The organism is uncultured Campylobacter sp. (assembly GCF_938030145.1).
Taxonomy (GTDB): Bacteria; Campylobacterota; Campylobacteria; order Campylobacterales; family Campylobacteraceae; genus Campylobacter_B.
Genome location: NZ_CALHGM010000033.1, coordinates 60,432 through 77,106, shown reverse-complemented (window position 1 = coordinate 77,106; position 16,675 = coordinate 60,432). Strand labels below are relative to the sequence as shown.

Sequence of the window (16,675 nt, the reverse complement as noted above, 5' to 3'; positions counted from 1 at the left end):
GGGAATTCAGCCTGCGATATAAGATAAAATTTGCAAGTATTTTGAGGCGATTTTTTGAGTTAGAAGCTAAAAATTGCGCAAGCTAGACTTCTGCTTGCAGTTGCGAGCGCAAGAGAAGCAAAATTTCTCTCAAAAGCGCTCGCAAGATGAGCCTTTTAGAAAAAGACGAGCCGCTAACGAATTTGCCCGCCTCCGCGGACGACGTATTTATAGGTCGTGAGCTCTCTCACCCCCATCGGCCCTCTGGCGTGCAGCTTTTGCGTGCTGATGCCGATCTCGCCGCCGAATCCAAACTCGCTGCCGTCGCTAAAGCGCGTCGAGGCGTTGCCGTAGACGACCGCGCTGCCGACTTCGTTTAAAAACCGCTCGACGTTTGCGTAATCCTCGCTTAAAATCGCGTCCGAATGCCCGCTGGAATGCGCATTTATAAAGCTAATCGCCTCCTGCGTATCCCGCACGGCGCGCACAGCTAGCACGAGATCCAAAAACTCGGCGCCAAAGTCGCTCTCGCCTGCGAGCTTGACGTTTTTAGCGCCTCGCAGCTCCGACTCGCACGCACTCAGAAGCTGCTCGCTCACGCGAAACTCGACCTCCGGCATCTCGCGCACAAGCTCAGGCAAAATTTCGCCCGCCACGCGCTCATGCAAAAGCACGCACTCAACGGCGTTACAGACGCTTGGACGCTGGGTTTTAGCGTTTTTGATTATCTTTGCCGCCTCGCTCAAATTTGCGCTCTCATCGACAAAGATGTGGCAAACCCCTGCACCGGTCATTATAATCGGCACGGTCGCGTTTTGCGCGATAAAATCTTTTAAGCTCTTGCCGCCTCGCGGTATCAAAACGTCGATATACTCGCTCATTTTCGCCATTTGCGCCACTACTTCGCGCTCAGGACTCTCTACGAGCTGCACTGCGCCCGTCGGTAAGCCGAATTTCGCCCCCGCTTCATTAAATAAATTTACTAAAAAGATGTTTGAATTTAGCGCGCTGGCGCTACCTCGCAGGATCGCTGCATTGCCGCTTTTTAGCGCTAGAGCCGCAGCGTCGATGCTTACGTTTGGACGGCTCTCATAGATGATACCAAGCACCCCCAGCGGCACGCGCACGCGGCTGATTTGCATGCCGTTTGGATGAGCCCAGCCGCCTAGATTCTCGCCCACAACCTCTGCAAAGCCCGCCACCTCGCGCACGCCCTGCGCCATCGCCTCGATACGGGCATCGGTTAGCCTTAGGCGGTCCAGCAATGCTAGGCTAAGGCCCGATCTCTCGCCGTTTGCAAGGTCTTTGGCGTTTGCCGCTTTTATACCCTCTTTTTGCGCTAGCAGCTCGTTTGCTACGGCGTTTAAAATTTCAAATTTAGCCTTGCTACCAAGCCTCAAAAGCTCGCCGCAAGCGGCCTTTGCGCGCTTACAGATCTCTAAAATTTCGTTCATTTTCGCTCCTTAATCTATAAATCAAATCGCACGCTTTGTATCAAAATACCGCGAGTAGCGCCTCTATCGCGTCTAAAATTCCTGCGCGTTATTATTTGATCCGTGCGCAGCGGCTTAAATTTAGCGCGCCTTTTGGGTCATTTTATTTCTGATTTTCTTGCGTCAAAATTTCGCTTACTCGCCAGGCATTACGCCCAACCTTCTCATTCTAATTCGTGCATGCGCTTTTACGTAATCCACACTAGCTAATATCCGCGCAGCTCAAGAACGTCTAGCTCGCCGTTTTTATCGGCGTCCGGTTCGTCAAATTTCGCCGTCCACGCCGCGCCCGCCAAGAGTAGTGCAAAAAAATATAATCTTTTTCATCTACGCCTTCCGTTTGAAATTTTAAACGCACAGAACACGGCTAAAATTTCATTGCAGCGCAATATTATCCGCGTGGATCGCGTCATCGTCGATTTTGTAGCCTAAAGCATGCTCTATCTCATCGCTTTTTGCGCCCGCTATGCGCTCAAGCTCGCAGCTTGAATAGTTGCTAATGCCGTGCGCCAGCAGCTTGCCGTCGGTCGCGTAGACGTTTACGATCTCGCCACGCTCAAACTCGCCGCGCACCTCGGCAATCCCGACCGCAAGCAGGCTTTTGCCCGATTTTATCGCCTCTGCCGCCCCCGCGTCGATAATCACCGCACCTTTGCTGATCGCGCCGTATGCGAGCCAATATTTACGCGAGCTAAGCCGCGCCGCGCCCGCGCTAAAGAGGGTGCCGACCTCGTCGCCCGCCGCTATCTTAAGCAAAATTCCGTCCGTACGCCCGTTTGCGATGATCAGGCTAGTGCCGATCTGATTTGCCATTTGCGCCGCCGCGATCTTGGTCGCCATGCCGCCCGTGCCGAATTTACTGCCCTCGCCGCCTGCCATTTTGACGACGTGCTCGTCGATTTTTTCAATAAAGCTTAAAAGTTTTACGTCCGCATGCTCGTTCGGATTTTTGTCGTACAGCCCGTCGATATCGCTTAAAATCACGAGCAGATCAGCATCGATTAGCCCCGCTACTAGCGCACTTAGCGTGTCGTTGTCGCCCACTTTGAGTTCATCTGCTACGACGGGGTCGTTTTCGTTTATGATCGGTACGATGCCGCGCGAGAGTAGCTCCGCGCAGACGTTTCGCACGCTAAGATAGCGCGCTCTGTCGCTAAAATCGCCGCGGCTTAGCAGCAGCTGCGCGATAATGCGGTCATGCGCCCAAAACAGCCGCTCGTAAAGATGCATCAGCGCGACCTGTCCGACCGCCGCTAGAGCCTGCTTGCGGCTTAAAATTTTAGGTCTTTGCGCGATGCCTAGCAGCCCCATGCCCGCGCCCACGGCGCCTGAGCTTACCAAAGCCACGCAAAAGCCCGCATCTTTTAGCTTGCAAATTTGCGCGACTAGACTTTTGATGAGCCGCTCATTTAGAGAACCGTCCGCATTGGTAAGCGTCGAAGTACCGATTTTTACGACGATACGTTTTATGCCGCTCAAAAGCTCTTTTCTACCCATTTCTCGCTCCGAAATTTTTGAAAATTATATCGAAAACGGCTTATTTTAAATTTTATGTTTTGAGCTGAGTAGATGCGAGCTTTGGTTAAAATTTATTCCCGAATAAAATTCGGCAGCTTCTAAATACGAGAGATAAAATTTTTTGGGTAAAAGTTTGATTATAAAGTAGTCGTATTTGGCGTAGTAAATTTTCTTATAAAGCGTAGAGATGGTCTGTCTATGAAGATCATAACGGGAGTCCGACTCCCGTTATCGTGTGAATTTTGCTGGCTTAAAATTTGCCGAATTCTTGCTAAAGCGCGGCGTTGAGACTTAGTTGCATCTCCACGTCGTCGCTAACGAGCAAAATTTCTTCATTTTAGCCTACTTTTTGGTGGCATTGCCTTCTTTATCTTCAGTCTTCACCTCTTTTGGCCCCACATAATCCTCCCCAAAATAAGCCTTCTTTATCTCTTCTTTTTTGATTGCGGCTTTCTTTTCGTAGATTTTGTATTCAGGCTTCCAGTAGTTTAGCATGTTGTTTAGTCCGCTGTGGCCTACCTCGGCGTGACAGCTAGCGCAGGTTAGTTGCTTATCGGTATTTAACAAGCTTTGATAGTGAGCGTGCATCTTTTGAGCCTGGGCTGAGGTTAGCTTATTATCTACCAAATTCGTATGGCAGCTAACGCAACCGTTATCAAATACGAAGTGCTCTCTTTTCTCTCTATTTTTATGCCAGTCTATAGCCTCCGGGTCTTTAAAGAAATGAACGTATCCCTCCATGAGTCCGTTTTTAGCTTTAGTTAAAACGTATTTGGCTAGGTTATCATGAGGTATGTGGCAGTCCACGCATTTAGCCCTTACTCCGCTTTTACCTTTACCGCTATGTACGTCGTTACTATAAGCTATAACCATAGGATCCATCTCGTGGCATACTACGCAAAACTTCTCTCCGCTAGTTTCTTCTAGGGCGTAATGCACGGGCAGTACGACTAAAAACCCTATAATGCCGCTTACTAATATAATAAGCGCTAGTACTTTCTTTGAAATTTTCATGGCGTTACCCCCATCCATTGCGGAACTTCGTGTTCGTGGCACTCCGTGCACATATTGGTTGATTTTTTATGCTCGTTGTGGCACTCGTCGCAGTATAGCGTAGGGCCGTCGTGAACCGAGTTGTGGGGATTTGCTTTTAGCAGATCCATGTATTCTAGTCTTTTAGCTATCTTTTTCTTGTCGCCGTGACAGGATATACAGCCTTTATCGCCGATAGATTTAAATTTACTAGCATCGTTTCCTTGTCCTTCGTGACAATCAAGACAGGTGAAGCTTAGCTTTTCGTGGTGAGGTTTTAAAGGGTGTTTGGCTCGCAGCTCGTCGGTGACGTTAAGATCGGCTAAAGACGTTATCTTTGCGCCTAAGGCTTCTGCGCTAAATGCAAAAGAGCATAGTAGCATAGATACGCACAAGGCGAGAAACGCTTTATGTTTCATGCGAATTCCTTTCGGATGTCAAATTTACAAATTTAACTGCAAATTCGGCTTTAAATTTAAAAGTATCGCAAGCCGAATTCTCGAATTTAGTCTTAAATTTGACCTGCGATACGAAATAAGATTTGCAAGTATTTCGAGGCGATTTTTGGGGTTGTGCGGCTAAAATTTTGCACAGGCTAGACTCCTGCTTGCAGTTGCGAGCAACGCGAAGCAAAAATTAGTCTGCCAAGCAAAATTTTAGCAAGCTCCACAAAAAGCGTCCGAAAGACGCCTCAAATTAGCCTATATTCTCACCGGCTATCATACCAAACGTTAGACAATCTGCTATCGCCACGCTACCTAAGCGGCTAGCTCCGTGTACGCCGCCTGTGATCTCGCCTGCTGCAAATAATCTTGGGATTGGCATCTCGGTTTGCAAAGAGATAACCTGAGCTTTGGTATTGATATCGATACCGCCCATAGTATGGTGAAGTTTTGGCGTACCGCGCATAGCGTAGAAAGGCGCTTTAGAGATATCTACGCCGTTTGTGGTGGTTTTATCCATTGGTTTGCCAAAGTCTTCGTCTTTGCCTGATTTAACGAAGCTGTTATATCTCTCGACGGTCTTTTTTAGCTCTGCGGCAGGGATTTTATAAGCTGCAGCTAGTTCGTCTAGAGTTTCAAATTTCTTTAGTACGCCAGATTCCAGCGGTTTAGTGTAGTGCTCAGGTATGACCATGTTTTTTACACCCTCAGAGTCGCAGAAGTTGATAGGATAGATATCTGCTTTTGCGTCGATTACTTTAAACATAGCTTGAGAGCGGGTGCGGCGGTCTGCTAGCTCGTTCATATAGCGTTTGCCGGTTCTTGGATCGACTGAAATTCCGTAGCGGAAGCTTCCGTTTACGTTAAACATAGAGCCAACGCCAAAGCCTTTTTCATCAGGGCATGCCCATGGACCGAATTGTATCCAGCTTAGCTGCACCGGAGTTGCGCCGATCCTAAATGCCTCTTTCATAGCGCCTGCTGTTGCGCCCGGGTGGTTTGTGCTATCCGTAGTAGGCAAGATAGACGGATCTTGAACCTGTCTAAAGAATACGTCGCGGCAGAATCCGCCCGCAGCTAGCACTACGCCTTTTTTAGCTTTTATAGTCTTTTTAGTTCCAGTAGTGTTTTCGGCATCGTCTTTTTGGCTCTTTGGATCAAATTTATAATCCTCTCTGATGATCACGCCGTCTACGCCGCCATCTTCGCCTAGGACGAATTCGTCAAATTTAGCTCTTTGTCTTAGCTCGCAGCCTTGTAGGTTTTTAAAGTATTCTACCATCGGCTGAACGATACCGGAACCCGAGCCGTTAGCGGTTTGAAGCGATCTAGGTACGCTGTGTCCGCCTGCGTGAGTAACCTTGTCGATGTATTTAGCGCCGCATTTTAGAGTTAGTTTATATGCGTCTTGAGCGCGAGTAGCGATGGTGTCGATGAGATCTACGTGGTTTAGTCCGCGACCGGCTTTTAGGCAGTCTTTGATAAATAGCTCGTTGCTATCTTTGATACCTTCGGCTTTTTGTTTGTCGCTGTTTGGAACGGCAAATATTCCGCCGTTAATTACGGAGTTACCGCCGACGCGTCCCATTTTTTCTAGGATTAGGACTTTGTTGCCCTTTTCGGCTGCGGTGATACCGGCTGCTAGTCCTGCAAAGCCAGAGCCCACGATAACTACGTCCCACTCTTCGTCAAATTTGACGTCTTTAGCGTTTACCGCAGCATTTGCGTTTACGGAGCCGAGCGCTAAAGCACCCGCGCCAACTAGGCTCATTTTGAGCAGATCACGTCTTGAAACTTTTTCCATGATGTCTCCTTTATTTTACCGTTATACGGTTTTTTCAGATGCCTAATTTTGGGAGAATTATACCCAAAGTTAAATAAAAGCAAAATAATATTATTGAAAAATCGTTTTTAAATTTTAAAAAACCGCCGCCGCTAAAAAGCCGCTTATCGGTTGCCTACTAGCTCTAAATTTAGACAAATTTTAAATTTAAATCTCTACATAAAATTTTGTGCGCTATGAGAGCGTGTATCCTGCGCCGGATAAAAGACCCGCTAAAAGCAGGTCTTCATTTCTCGCAAAGCTTGCCGCATGCGTCGGCGCGGCATCTGCTGCAGTGAGTCATCTGCGCCATTGAGCCGCCGATGAGCTTTCGCATGCTGCGAATTTCTTCATTCGAGGGCGATTTGATATTTGCAAAAGGGGTGTCATGCACGGGGATCATCGCCATGCAGTTCATGATATCGGCCTGCCACTCTTTGGCTTTTTTTGCGATTTGGGGGACGTGATCCATATTGACGCCGGGGATTACGACCGTATTGATCTTTACGATCATACGGGCTTCTTTTAGTTTGCGGATTCCTTCCTCTTGGCGTTCCCCAAGAATTCTAGCGCCCTCTTCGCCGTGGTAAATTTTGTTTTTGTGGCGCACCCACGCATAAATTTTGCCGCCTACGCCCGGCGTTACGGCATTAACGGTCACCGTCACGTGGCTCACGCCGATTCGCACGATATCATCCACGTGTTCGGGCAGGGACAGACCGTTTGTGGATAGGCAAAGTAGGGCGCGAGGGAAGCGGGCTTTGCATTTTTCAAAAGTCGCTAGGGTCTTGTCGGCATCGCACATAGGATCTCCGGGCCCTGCGATACCGATGACCGAGATATCCTGTCTAAATTTAAATAGATTTTCCACGTATTCCACGGCCTCGTCCGGGCTTTGCACTCTCCCCGTTACGCCGGGGCGATTTTCGTTAGCGCAGTCGTAGATGCGGTTGCAAAAATTGCATTGGATATTGCAATGCGGCGCTACGGGAAGGTGCACGCGCCCGCAGACGGCGGACGCTTTTTTGCTAAAGCAGGGGTGATTATCGAAGGAGGGTTTGGCGAAAAAATTCATCAATCTTTTTTCCTTCCGAATTTGATGGCGTCCGCGTGGCAAACGTCCATACAATCGCCGCAGTTCGTGCAGTTCATCTCGTCCGGTCTCGTGCCCATTTCGCATTTGCGCAAACAGGCGTTGCAGTTGTCGCAGGCGTCTGTTTTATAAACGCGAAATATTGAAATTTTACGCAGCAGCTCCATTATGCCGCCGCTAGGACAGGCGAAGCGGCACCATAAATTTGCGACGATCAAGGACGCGGCGATGAGGGCCACGACGACGGCAGTGCGAACCGCCCAGTACCAGTCGGAAAATTTAAAGGACATGATAACGGCGTTTAGGTACTCGTCGCTGGTGCGGATAGGGATCATGACGCGGGGGTTGCCGTAGATAAAATACACGCCCGCGCTAAGTAAAACGGCTATAACCATGCCTATCTGCGCATATCGTAGCTTCCTGTTATTTTTTAGCTTGAGCTTAAAAGCGGCAAATTTGCCGAGCATTTGATTTACGAATCCGCCCGGGCAAAGCCAGCCGCAAAACGCGCGTCCGAGGAAAATAACAAGCACTGGGATAAATAGCCAAAAGCCGAAAAACACGGTCGCGATCCGCCCCCAGCACGTAACGATCGGACAGGATTGGCAGTTTACGAAAGGCACGATAAATGGGCATCTAAAAATTCCATAATACGCCCATTGTCCGATCGCGCCGATAAAAATCAGCTGCACCAAACGACGAATTTTAGTTAGCCTAGAGACTTTTTTCATCTTTGCCATATTTACGATACTAAACATCTTTTACACCAAACCTTTCTATGAGTTCAAGCCCACGCGCCGAATGGATGGAGGTAAAGCCGTGTCGCTCAAAAATTTCCTGCCCGTCCGAGCAGACGAAGTCCGCAAAGTCATCGGCAAGCTTCTCGTCTTTTACGTATTTCATGATATTTAGCGTAAACGTAAGCGGCCCGGGCGGGATGAGTTTCTCGTCGATAGGCATATATTCGATCCTGTCTTTAAATCTATCGTGCCTCGTTAGGCGCTTTTCGATGATGGACGCATCGCCCTTGCCGTCTACGAGATCGCACATCATAGTAATTACGCACGCTCCGTTGGCTACCATATTTTTCATAACCGGTCCTGTGAGGCCGGAATTTTTCAAAATTCCCTTTACCGGTCCGCTGCCCGGAGGCGAAGCCCTTAGCGGCAGCATCACCCGCACGCCGGGTTCCGCTAGATCCTTCAGATCGCGAATGCCCGCGGGATTGCCTTTTGGCACTACTAAAACATAGTCGGTAAAACATAGCGGTCTAAAGCGAAGGCTAAGGCCTGCTTTGCGTAGTTTTTGAGAGAGCTCCAAAACGCGGGCGCCGAAAACCTCCGTCTTGCCCTGCAAGGCTAGCAGCGACTTTCCGAGCGCACCCGCAAAGGCGCCTGTGTACTGGATGTTATGTCCCGTTTTGGACTCGTACGCCTGATTTATCTGCGCAAAAGCCTCAGATAAACCTCCGCACGACCAAACTTGTAGCGAATCGGGCTTAAACGGCGTGAAGCCAGCGAGCATCGATTCGGGTCCGGCGATGGCCACCGTCGCCAAAGCTCCTTTTAAAAAGCCGCGACGAGATTCGTCTATCTCTTTAAATTTCATGCAATCTCTCCTTTCTTTGGATTGTTAAATTTACAAAGCTCTTTATTTTAAGATTTCGAGCGACCCCACTTAAAGCAGTTCTATAAACGCTTCTAGACGCGTTCGAATTTGCCCTACGTCCTGTTTGGAGTAGTCGGTCTCCAAGCTCATATAGTTCGCTCCGGCTTCGCGGCTTGCCTCTTTGATGCGATTTGTCTCGATCGCGTAGGTGTGACAGCCGCTTAGCACGACGTCGATGACGCCATCTGCTTGATATTCGCGGATAAATTCCTTGATAATATCCGAGCGTGCGTCGTTTTGATACATCACCGAACATGGAATTTTAAGGTAGCGCTCGGCGATATTTGCGACTAGATCACCCTTCGTTTCTACTTGGTTTTGATAGCCTTTGGTGCCGGAGCAGTTTTCAAAGGCCACTACGTCCGCGCCCAGCTCCTCTATCTGCTTGATAACCTTCTCATACACGCCCCCGCTTGGACAGCCGGTGATGATGATGCGCTTTTTGCGAGTTTTCGGCGGCGTCATCTCCTTTGCGGCGGCTATGTAGGCGCGTATCATTTTAAGCTTCTCCTGCTTGTCATATATGAAGTCGCTCGCAAATGAAATTTGATGAATTTCGCTGCCCGCTACCGGCATCGGATTTAGTTTGCCAAGCTCTAAAAGCTCCAGCATCACATCGCGCTCTTCGTTGTAAATTTGCACCGCATCGAGCAGCGCTTCATCGGTGATTTTCGTATCAAATTTTCGCTCTAAAACTTTGCGAAATTCTCTAAGCTCGTCGGTAAAAAGCTCCAAGCTCTTGCCACCGGTCATATTCGGCAGTTGCAACACGTGGACGTCCTTATGTTTTGCCAGCAGCTCATACATCTTTTTCTTGCCGTCGCAGGTCGTTTCGCCTATGACGAGATCGCTGGCGTTCATATAGGGGCATTTTTTAGTAACTGCGTAGCCGTAGCTTGCCTTGATCAGCGGGCAAAGATTGCGCGGAAGCTCCGCGTGAGCGGCGTCTATCGGGCTCTCGTCATAGGCGCAAAGCCCAACCGGCACGGCGCCCGCGGCGTAAATGAGCTCCTTTGGCGAATAGGTGCAAAACATTCCCACTACGTGTTTGCCTTGCTCTTTTAGATCGTGCAGAGCCATTGCGTTGCGCTTTTTAAGCGCGTCAAAATCCATCTTCATTTCGTCTCCTTTGAAATTTAATTTGCTTTGCGTGCGCCGATAAGCGAAGCGCCCATCGCGCCGCAGTAGATTGCGTTTTCGTGAGTAAAAATTTCAGCCCCCAGATGCTCGCCTAGAAGCTGTTTGAAGAGCGGCACGTTGCTAAGCCCACCGCTTAAAAAATAAATTTGATTTTCCAGCCGTTTGATGAGAGAGGCGACCTTGTGCGCGGACGAGTCCACGATGGCGTAGGCGATCTCGCTCGTTTCGGCTCCATTTGCGCTTAGCGAGACGATCTCGCTCTCGGCAAAAACAGTGCAGGTCGAGCTTAGTTTGATCGCGGGATTTTTGCGGGCGGTTTTGTAAATTTCGCTCAGATCGAGGCCCAAACGCCCCGCGCTGATCTCTAAAAATTTGCCCGTGCCGGCCGAGCATTTGTCGTTCATGATAAAATCCGCGGGCTTGCTGTTTTCGATCTTGATCGCCTTCGTATCCTGCCCGCCCACGTCGATGACGGTGCAGTCTTTCTCGAACAAAAAGTGCGCCCCAAGGCCATGGCATAAAATTTCGCTCATGCTAAGCTGCGCGTAGTCCACGCTGACGCGTCCGTAGCCCGTAGCTGTCACGAAGCCCCCTGCGTAGCCTTTTTGCTCTAAATTTTGCTTGATTTGCCGCGCGACTTTGACCGCGCTAAAGCCGCTAGGTAGCAAAAACAGCTCGCAAAATTTGCCGCACTCATCCATAACGGCGACCTTTGATGAGGTCGAGCCGATGTCGATACCGATAAAATGCATAAAATTTAAATCCGTCGAAAAATATTTCTACGCCGTAGAACTTTATCGCAATCTTAGCTTTTTAAGACTTTTATATCGCTGAAATTTAGCGCTCGCGGGCGATTAAAATTCCGCTTAAAATCACCACTAGGGTGCCCGCTAGCACGATCGGGCCCGGCAGTCGGTCGCCTAGCATAATTCCTAGCGCCATGCTAAAGAGGATGTCGCTGTAGCTGATCGCGGCGACGATGCCCGCTTTGCGCGAAGCGGCGTAAGCGCGCGTCATGTAAATTTGAAAGTAGATACCGCTGACGCCCAGAAGCGCCACTAGCACCCAGCCAAAAAGGCTTGGCGGGTTGAAATAAGCGAGCTTCGCTAAATCCGCGCCGCTGAAAAGTCCTAAAATTTTAACCTCGCTACCTTCAAGCGCCCAGCCCGCAGCCATCATCATCGCGCTTAGAAAGGTAGCGGACGAGACGAAAACCAGCACGATGAGGTTGGTGGCGTAGTGTTTGCGAAGCTCGCGCACGCTCGTATATGCAAGCCCAGCGCACATGCCGCCGAAAATTCCCACCGCATCGGTTACGCTGATGCCGATGTGCGGGCGCACGACGAGTAAAATTCCGCCAAAGCCGAGCAGTATCGCAAACCAACCCTTGGAGCTTAGCTTTTCGCCTAAGAAAAATGCCGAAAATAGCGCGGTGAAAATGGGCGCCGTCTTTTGGAAGGTAAAAGCGGTGCCAAGATCGATGTGAGCGATGTTGTAAAAGGTCGCTAAGATACCGCAGCTGCCGATAAAGCCGCGAAACGCGAGCAGCCACGGCTTGCCGCCCGGGCCTAGGTTTTTTACCCGCCGTAGCGAAAACAGCACGATCGCGATCCCCACGACGTTGCGGAAAAACACGATCTCGGCGCTACTCATCCGCTCCGCCATAACCTTGGCTAGCGCGCCGTTTAGCGCGAAATAGAAGCTCGCTACGAGCATATAATAAACGCCCAGATGTTTTAGCCAAAACGCGGAGTAGAATTTTTGTTTCATCGCGCGCTACTTTCGGTTCGCCACTAGCGCGCCCGCGACGATGATGAGCGCCATACCCCCAAGCGCCATGAAATCGGGCAGGGCGTCGCCTAGCAGCAGCCCAAATAGCGTCGAAAAGATGATGTCTGTGTAGCTGATCGTAGCTACTATGCCCGCTTTGCGCGTCGCGGCGTAGGCCTTGGTGACGTAGGTTTGATAAAACAGCCCCAGCAGCCCCAGAAGCACGGCAAAGAGCCAGCCCTGCGCGTTTGGAATTTTAAATTTAGAAAGCATAAAGCTCAGCGCGGGCGCGTCTATAAATTCCGCCGCGATCATAAGCGCTACGGGCATCAGCGTGCCGGCAAGAAGCGCAGAGAGGATGATCGTATCGGAGCTATAGTATTTACGTAGCCCGCGCACGGAGGTAAGCGCCATCGCGGCGAATAATCCGCTTAAAATTCCAAAAATATCGCTCGGCTGCAAGCCAAACTGCGGCTGAATTACCAAAACGATGCCCACAAAGCCCAAGCAGACCGAGAACCAGTCCATCGCGCCGAATTTTTCGCCGAGGGTAAAGTACGCAATGATCGCCGTCCAAATGGGCGCCGTTTTTTGAAAAGTAAATGCCTCGCCTAGGCTGATGTTAGCGATGTTATAAAAAAATACCATCAGTCCCAAAATCCCGATAATGCCGCGAAACGCGAGCGTAAAAGGATGACCGCCTTTGTTTGCGAAGCGCGCCGTACGGTGACGAGCCTTGATTTTATAAAGCAGGATCAAAAGTCCAGGCAGATTGCGAAAGAGCACGACCTCAAGCGATGAAATTTGCGCGCCCAAAAGCTTGGCAAAAACGCCCGTAAGAGAGTTGTAAAAGCACGCCATCAGCATATAATACACGCTTAGATGGTGCAGCAAGAAGTTGTTGTATTTCATCGCGACCCTTTAAATTTGCGAAATTATACACGCATAATGATTAAATTTTAATATTCCGCTGTTTTAATATTTTGCCGCGCCGCCTGCTTTTGCACGTTTGGACGCGACGGCTTGGTTTTGTACTTCGGCGCTTGTATGCGCGGAATAGTCAAAATTTACGCAGCTGCGGACTTTTATACTTTCGCGCAGTTGTGTCTGTTTCGCGCTTCGGTTGCTAGCTTTCGCGGACAGGCTTCAGTTTTAAAATTTTATAAATTTACGCGTAGCTCCAGTTTTGCGTCATCCGCGGCGACGGATCGTGCGCCTTAAGGCCTTTTATCTAGGCGGCGTTCCGCTAGTGTCGCGATAAAATTTCGCTAAATTTAGCGCCTAAATTTTATAAAATTTTGCCGCTTAGCTCCGCGAGCGAGCGCGTAGAATTTGGCTTTAATCTATTTTTGGTTATAATCGCGCCAAAAACTACAAGGACGAACGTGAAAAGTTTGATCATCATCGGACGCCCCAACGTCGGCAAGTCGAGCCTTTTTAACCGCCTAGCGGGCGCTCGCATCGCCATCACGAGCGATGTTGCGGGCACGACGCGCGATACCAATAGAGCCGAAGCGGAAATTTTCGATCGCCGCGTGCGCGTGATCGATTCGGGCGGCTTGGACGACGCCTCCGAGCTGTTTGCGCGCGTGCAGGCTAAGACGCTAAGCGAGGTCAAGGGCGCGGATTTGATAATCTTTATGACGGACGGCAAGCTGCTTCCGAGTGATGATGAGCGGCGGATATTTTTCTCGCTGCAGAGGCTTGGCAAGCCCATCGCTTTGGCGGTCAATAAGATCGACGGCAAGCGCGACGAGGAGCGCAGCTGGGAGTTTAACGAATTCGGCGTTAAATTTTTCCCGATCTCCGTCTCGCACAACAGCGGCATCGATGAGCTGAAAGAGTGGATATATGGCTTCTTGGACCCTGCGCCCGCGCAGCAGGACGAGGATGAAATTTTTGATGATTTTATAGAGGGCTTTAACGACGAGGGCGAGCCGAAAGAGGGGCGCGACGAGGAATTTTACGCCAGTAAAACCATCGGCGTGGGTATCATCGGGCGGGTGAACGTCGGTAAATCAAGCCTTCTAAACGCGCTTGTGGGTTCGCAGCGCTCAGTCGTGAGCGATTATGCGGGCACGACGATCGATCCGGTGAACGAAAGCACGGAATTTGGGGGGCGTACGCTTGAGTTTATCGACACAGCTGGCATTCGCCGTCGCGGTAAGATCGAAGGCATCGAGCGTTTCGCGCTAAATCGTACCGAAAAAATCCTGCAAAACTCCGACATCGCGCTTTTGGTGCTTGACGCAAGCGAGCCGCTAAACGAGCTGGACGAGCGTATAGCGGGGCTTGCGGCTAAATTTGAACTCGGGCTCATCATAATTTTAAACAAATGGGATCTTTGCGAGCGCGATTACGACGAGTTTTGCCGCGATCTGCGCGATAGGTTTAAATTTCTTTCCTACGCGCCGATCATCAGCGTCAGCGCGACGGACAAGAAGCGGATACATAAAATTTACCCGCTCATTTTGGAGGTTTATTCAAATTTCACGCGCAAGCTCGGCACCGCAAGGATCAATGAAGCGGTAGAAGCCGCGATAAAGGCGCATCCGATACCTCGCGAGCGGGGCAAATCGGTTAAAATTTACTACGCCGCGCAGATCGGCTTTGCGCCGCCGAAGATCGCTCTTGTAATGAACCGCCCGCAAGCGCTACATTTTAGCTACAAGCGCTATTTGATGAACAGGCTGCGCGCGAGCTTTGCTCTTTCGGGAAGTCCGCTAGTGCTGCTGCCGCGCAAAAAAGGGGAGGGCGATGAAGAGCGGTAACATCGTGCTTATCGGCTTTATGGGGGTCGGCAAGGGCACGGTAGCGCGGGCGCTGGCTGCGCAAAGCGGGATGTTTGCGCTTGATTGCGACGATATGATTGAAAGCTACGCCAATAAAAAGATCGGGCAAATTTTTAAAGAGCAGGGCGAGCAGAGCTTTAGAAAGATGGAAGCGAGCCTTGCAAAATTTTTAGAAAAGTCCGTCCGCTGCGCCGTGATCTCCACCGGCGGCGGCTTTTACGCCGTGAAAAATTTAAACAAAATCGGCACCGTCGTGTATCTAAAATCAAGCTTTGAAGGGATTATTGATCGCTTAAAAAACAGCGAAAACGCGGAGAAAAAATTTGCCAAGCGCCCGCTGCTAGCCGATCTGCAAAAGGCCGCGGCGCTGCACGCTCAAAGAGACGGGGCTTATGAAAAAAAGGCCGACATAGTAATCGACGTGGAAAATAAAAGCGTAAAAAAGATCGTAAAAGAAATTTGCTCCGCCTGCGACGGGCTAAATTTAAAAGGAAAAAAGATGTCTAAACAAAAGTGCCCGGGCGGCGGCAAAAATTCCAAGCCGCACGGTAAAGAGAGCAAAGGCGATAAGCTTGAAAAGAAAGAGGCGCTAAAGCAAAAGCTGCGCGAGCTACTAGAGGGCTTAGAGCGCGAGCAAATTCCAAAGCGCGTAATCGCGTGGCACTTCGATCTTTACGAGCCTTACGCGCTACAGCTGGCCGGATCGAGCAGTTATGACGCGGATGACGACGACTGGGCGTGCGAGGACGAGGATGAGTTTTATCCACAAAGCTCGCGCTTGCAGCTTGATTTTTTAAGCGAGCTTTCGTGGCGGCAGGTTTTAAAAATGCTCGTGCAGGCTTTACGCGAGCTGCGAGAGCAGATGCCAGATGCAAAAATTTTTAAGTGCAAGCACGTTGCTGCGGGCTTCGTAGACGGCGATTTGATTTTGATTTAAAGGAGCAATGATGAGAATTTTAACGGGTCTTCAGCCCAGCGGCAAGCTGCATTTGGGCAACTACTTCGCGAGTATCAAGCAGATGGTGGATGCGCAAAACGCGGGCGAGCAGATGTTTATGTTTATCGCAAACTACCATGCGCTCACGTCCGTAAGCGACGGCGCAAAGCTAAAAAACTCCACCTACGAGGCCGCCGCGGCGTTTTTGTCGCTGGGGATCGATCCGAAAAAGACGGTGTTTTGGGTGCAAAGCGACGTAAAAGAGGTGCTGGAGCTTTACTGGATTTTAAGCGGATATACGCCGATGGGGCTACTCGAGCGAGCGCACGCATACAAAGATAAGATCGCCAAGGGCTTTGAGAGCAAGCACGATCTATTCAGCTACCCCGTTCTGATGGCGGCAGACATCTTGCTATACAGCGCGGAGGTCGTGCCTGTGGGCAAGGATCAGATCCAGCACGTCGAGATCGCCCGCGACATCGCGCTTAAATTTAACAACGCCCACGGCGAAATTTTAACTATTCCGCAAGCGCGCGTAAATGATGAAGTGGCGATCGTGCCGGGCACAGACGGTGCCAAGATGAGTAAGAGCTACGGCAATACGATCGATATTTTTGCAGATGCCGCGACGCTAAAGAAGCAAATTTCAAGTATCGTAACGACCTCCGAGCCGCTAGAGGCGCCTAAGCAGTGGCGCGGATGCAATGTCTATAATATCGCGAAGCTATTTTTAAGCGAAGCGGAGCAGGCGGCGCTACAGGCTCGCTACGAGCGCGGAGGCGAGGGGCACGGGCACTTCAAGGCGTATCTAAACAAGCTAGTGCAGGGCTATTTCAAAGACGCGCGAGATAAATTCGAATACTATCAAAGTCACCGCGAAATTTTGGATGAGATGCTAAGACAGGGCGCGCAAAGAGCGGCTGCGACGGCTGCTTCATTGATGCAAAAGGTTCGCGCCGCCGTGGGGATTTATCGTTAAGGAGGGTGA

General features: G+C 50.2%; 14 protein-coding genes and 1 pseudogene. 3 read left to right on the top strand and 12 right to left on the bottom strand.

The window, feature by feature from the left end; all coding sequences use genetic code 11:
* Positions 1-173 precede the first annotated feature (173 nt).
* The 12 genes from Q0323_RS07470 to Q0323_RS07415 form a co-directional block, all read right to left on the bottom strand.
* Positions 174-1,433 carry a glutamate-5-semialdehyde dehydrogenase gene (locus Q0323_RS07470; protein WP_298053119.1) on the bottom strand — a complete coding sequence of 420 codons (1,260 nt, stop codon included), beginning with the start codon at positions 1,431-1,433 and terminating at the stop codon, positions 174-176.
* Between the two features lie 414 nt (positions 1,434-1,847).
* A complete protein-coding gene (gene proB, locus Q0323_RS07465) occupies positions 1,848-2,969 on the bottom strand; it encodes a glutamate 5-kinase (protein WP_298053117.1) in 1,122 nt (373 codons plus the stop codon).
* Positions 2,970-3,332: 363 nt separating this feature from the next.
* Positions 3,333-4,004 carry a NapC/NirT family cytochrome c gene (locus tag Q0323_RS07460; RefSeq protein WP_298053171.1) on the bottom strand — a complete coding sequence of 224 codons (672 nt, stop codon included), beginning with the start codon at positions 4,002-4,004 and terminating at the stop codon, positions 3,333-3,335.
* Positions 4,001-4,441 carry a cytochrome c3 family protein gene (locus Q0323_RS07455; RefSeq protein WP_298053114.1) on the bottom strand — a complete coding sequence of 147 codons (441 nt, stop codon included), beginning with the start codon at positions 4,439-4,441 and terminating at the stop codon, positions 4,001-4,003. The genes Q0323_RS07460 and Q0323_RS07455 overlap by 4 nt, the downstream gene beginning before the upstream one ends.
* Positions 4,442-4,718: 277 nt before the next feature.
* A complete protein-coding gene (locus Q0323_RS07450) occupies positions 4,719-6,269 on the bottom strand; it encodes a flavocytochrome c (RefSeq protein WP_298053112.1) in 1,551 nt (516 codons plus the stop codon).
* Positions 6,270-6,534: 265 nt separating this feature from the next.
* Positions 6,535-7,362, bottom strand: a complete 828-nt coding sequence (locus Q0323_RS07445; RefSeq protein WP_298053169.1) for a radical SAM protein — start codon at positions 7,360-7,362, stop codon at positions 6,535-6,537.
* Positions 7,362-8,138: a 4Fe-4S binding protein gene (locus Q0323_RS07440; RefSeq protein WP_298053110.1), complete on the bottom strand. Its 777-nt coding sequence runs from the start codon at positions 8,136-8,138 to the stop codon at positions 7,362-7,364. The genes Q0323_RS07445 and Q0323_RS07440 overlap by 1 nt, the downstream gene beginning before the upstream one ends.
* Entirely contained in the window at positions 8,131-8,988 is an 858-nt protein-coding gene (locus Q0323_RS07435) for a substrate-binding domain-containing protein (protein ID WP_298053108.1), read from the bottom strand. Before Q0323_RS07435 ends, Q0323_RS07440 begins: the two co-directional genes overlap by 8 nt.
* 69 nt (positions 8,989-9,057) lie before the next feature.
* The gene (locus tag Q0323_RS07430) at positions 9,058-10,167 is read right to left on the bottom strand and encodes a double-cubane-cluster-containing anaerobic reductase (protein ID WP_298053105.1); all 1,110 of its coding nucleotides are present in this window, start codon (positions 10,165-10,167) and stop codon (positions 9,058-9,060) included.
* 17 nt (positions 10,168-10,184) lie between these two features.
* Positions 10,185-10,940: an acyl-CoA dehydratase activase gene (locus Q0323_RS07425; protein ID WP_298053102.1), complete on the bottom strand. Its 756-nt coding sequence runs from the start codon at positions 10,938-10,940 to the stop codon at positions 10,185-10,187.
* Between the two features lie 85 nt (positions 10,941-11,025).
* Positions 11,026-11,958: a DMT family transporter gene (locus Q0323_RS07420; RefSeq protein WP_298053100.1), complete on the bottom strand. Its 933-nt coding sequence runs from the start codon at positions 11,956-11,958 to the stop codon at positions 11,026-11,028.
* 6 nt (positions 11,959-11,964) lie between these two features.
* The gene (locus tag Q0323_RS07415; protein ID WP_298053097.1) at positions 11,965-12,870 is read right to left on the bottom strand and encodes a DMT family transporter; all 906 of its coding nucleotides are present in this window, start codon (positions 12,868-12,870) and stop codon (positions 11,965-11,967) included.
* Between the two features lie 473 nt (positions 12,871-13,343).
* Between Q0323_RS07415 and der the strand changes: the two genes are divergently transcribed.
* From der to trpS, 3 genes and pseudogenes are all read left to right on the top strand, one after another.
* Positions 13,344-14,729, top strand: coding sequence for a ribosome biogenesis GTPase Der (gene der / locus Q0323_RS07410; RefSeq protein WP_298053095.1), 1,386 nt, complete (start codon positions 13,344-13,346; stop codon positions 14,727-14,729).
* A pseudogene (locus tag Q0323_RS07405) lies at positions 14,716-15,210 on the top strand (shikimate kinase); the annotation flags it as partial. The gene der and the pseudogene Q0323_RS07405, both read left to right, overlap by 14 nt.
* A 487-nt stretch (positions 15,211-15,697) precedes the next feature.
* Positions 15,698-16,666 carry a tryptophan--tRNA ligase gene (trpS, locus tag Q0323_RS07400; RefSeq protein WP_298053092.1) on the top strand — a complete coding sequence of 323 codons (969 nt, stop codon included), beginning with the start codon at positions 15,698-15,700 and terminating at the stop codon, positions 16,664-16,666.
* Positions 16,667-16,675 lie beyond the last annotated feature (9 nt).

Excerpts from the sequence above, each read along its gene's own strand:
- proB (WP_298053117.1), bottom strand. The coding sequence starts at position 2,969 with ATGGGTAGAAAAGAGCTTTTGAGCGGCATAAAACGTATCGTCGTAAAA.
- Q0323_RS07440 (WP_298053110.1), bottom strand. The coding sequence starts at position 8,138 with ATGTTTAGTATCGTAAATATGGCAAAGATGAAAAAAGTCTCTAGGCTA.
- Q0323_RS07435 (WP_298053108.1), bottom strand. The coding sequence starts at position 8,988 with ATGAAATTTAAAGAGATAGACGAATCTCGTCGCGGCTTTTTAAAAGGA.
- Q0323_RS07420 (WP_298053100.1), bottom strand. The coding sequence starts at position 11,958 with ATGAAACAAAAATTCTACTCCGCGTTTTGGCTAAAACATCTGGGCGTT.
- Q0323_RS07460 (WP_298053171.1), bottom strand. The coding sequence starts at position 4,004 with ATGAAAATTTCAAAGAAAGTACTAGCGCTTATTATATTAGTAAGCGGC.
- Q0323_RS07415 (WP_298053097.1), bottom strand. The coding sequence starts at position 12,870 with ATGAAATACAACAACTTCTTGCTGCACCATCTAAGCGTGTATTATATG.
- Q0323_RS07455 (WP_298053114.1), bottom strand. The coding sequence starts at position 4,441 with ATGAAACATAAAGCGTTTCTCGCCTTGTGCGTATCTATGCTACTATGC.
- Q0323_RS07430 (WP_298053105.1), bottom strand. The coding sequence starts at position 10,167 with ATGAAGATGGATTTTGACGCGCTTAAAAAGCGCAACGCAATGGCTCTG.
- trpS (WP_298053092.1), top strand. The coding sequence starts at position 15,698 with ATGAGAATTTTAACGGGTCTTCAGCCCAGCGGCAAGCTGCATTTGGGC.
- Q0323_RS07425 (WP_298053102.1), bottom strand. The coding sequence starts at position 10,940 with ATGCATTTTATCGGTATCGACATCGGCTCGACCTCATCAAAGGTCGCC.
- Q0323_RS07470 (WP_298053119.1), bottom strand. The coding sequence starts at position 1,433 with ATGAACGAAATTTTAGAGATCTGTAAGCGCGCAAAGGCCGCTTGCGGC.
- Q0323_RS07445 (WP_298053169.1), bottom strand. The coding sequence starts at position 7,362 with ATGAATTTTTTCGCCAAACCCTCCTTCGATAATCACCCCTGCTTTAGC.
- Q0323_RS07450 (WP_298053112.1), bottom strand. The coding sequence starts at position 6,269 with ATGGAAAAAGTTTCAAGACGTGATCTGCTCAAAATGAGCCTAGTTGGC.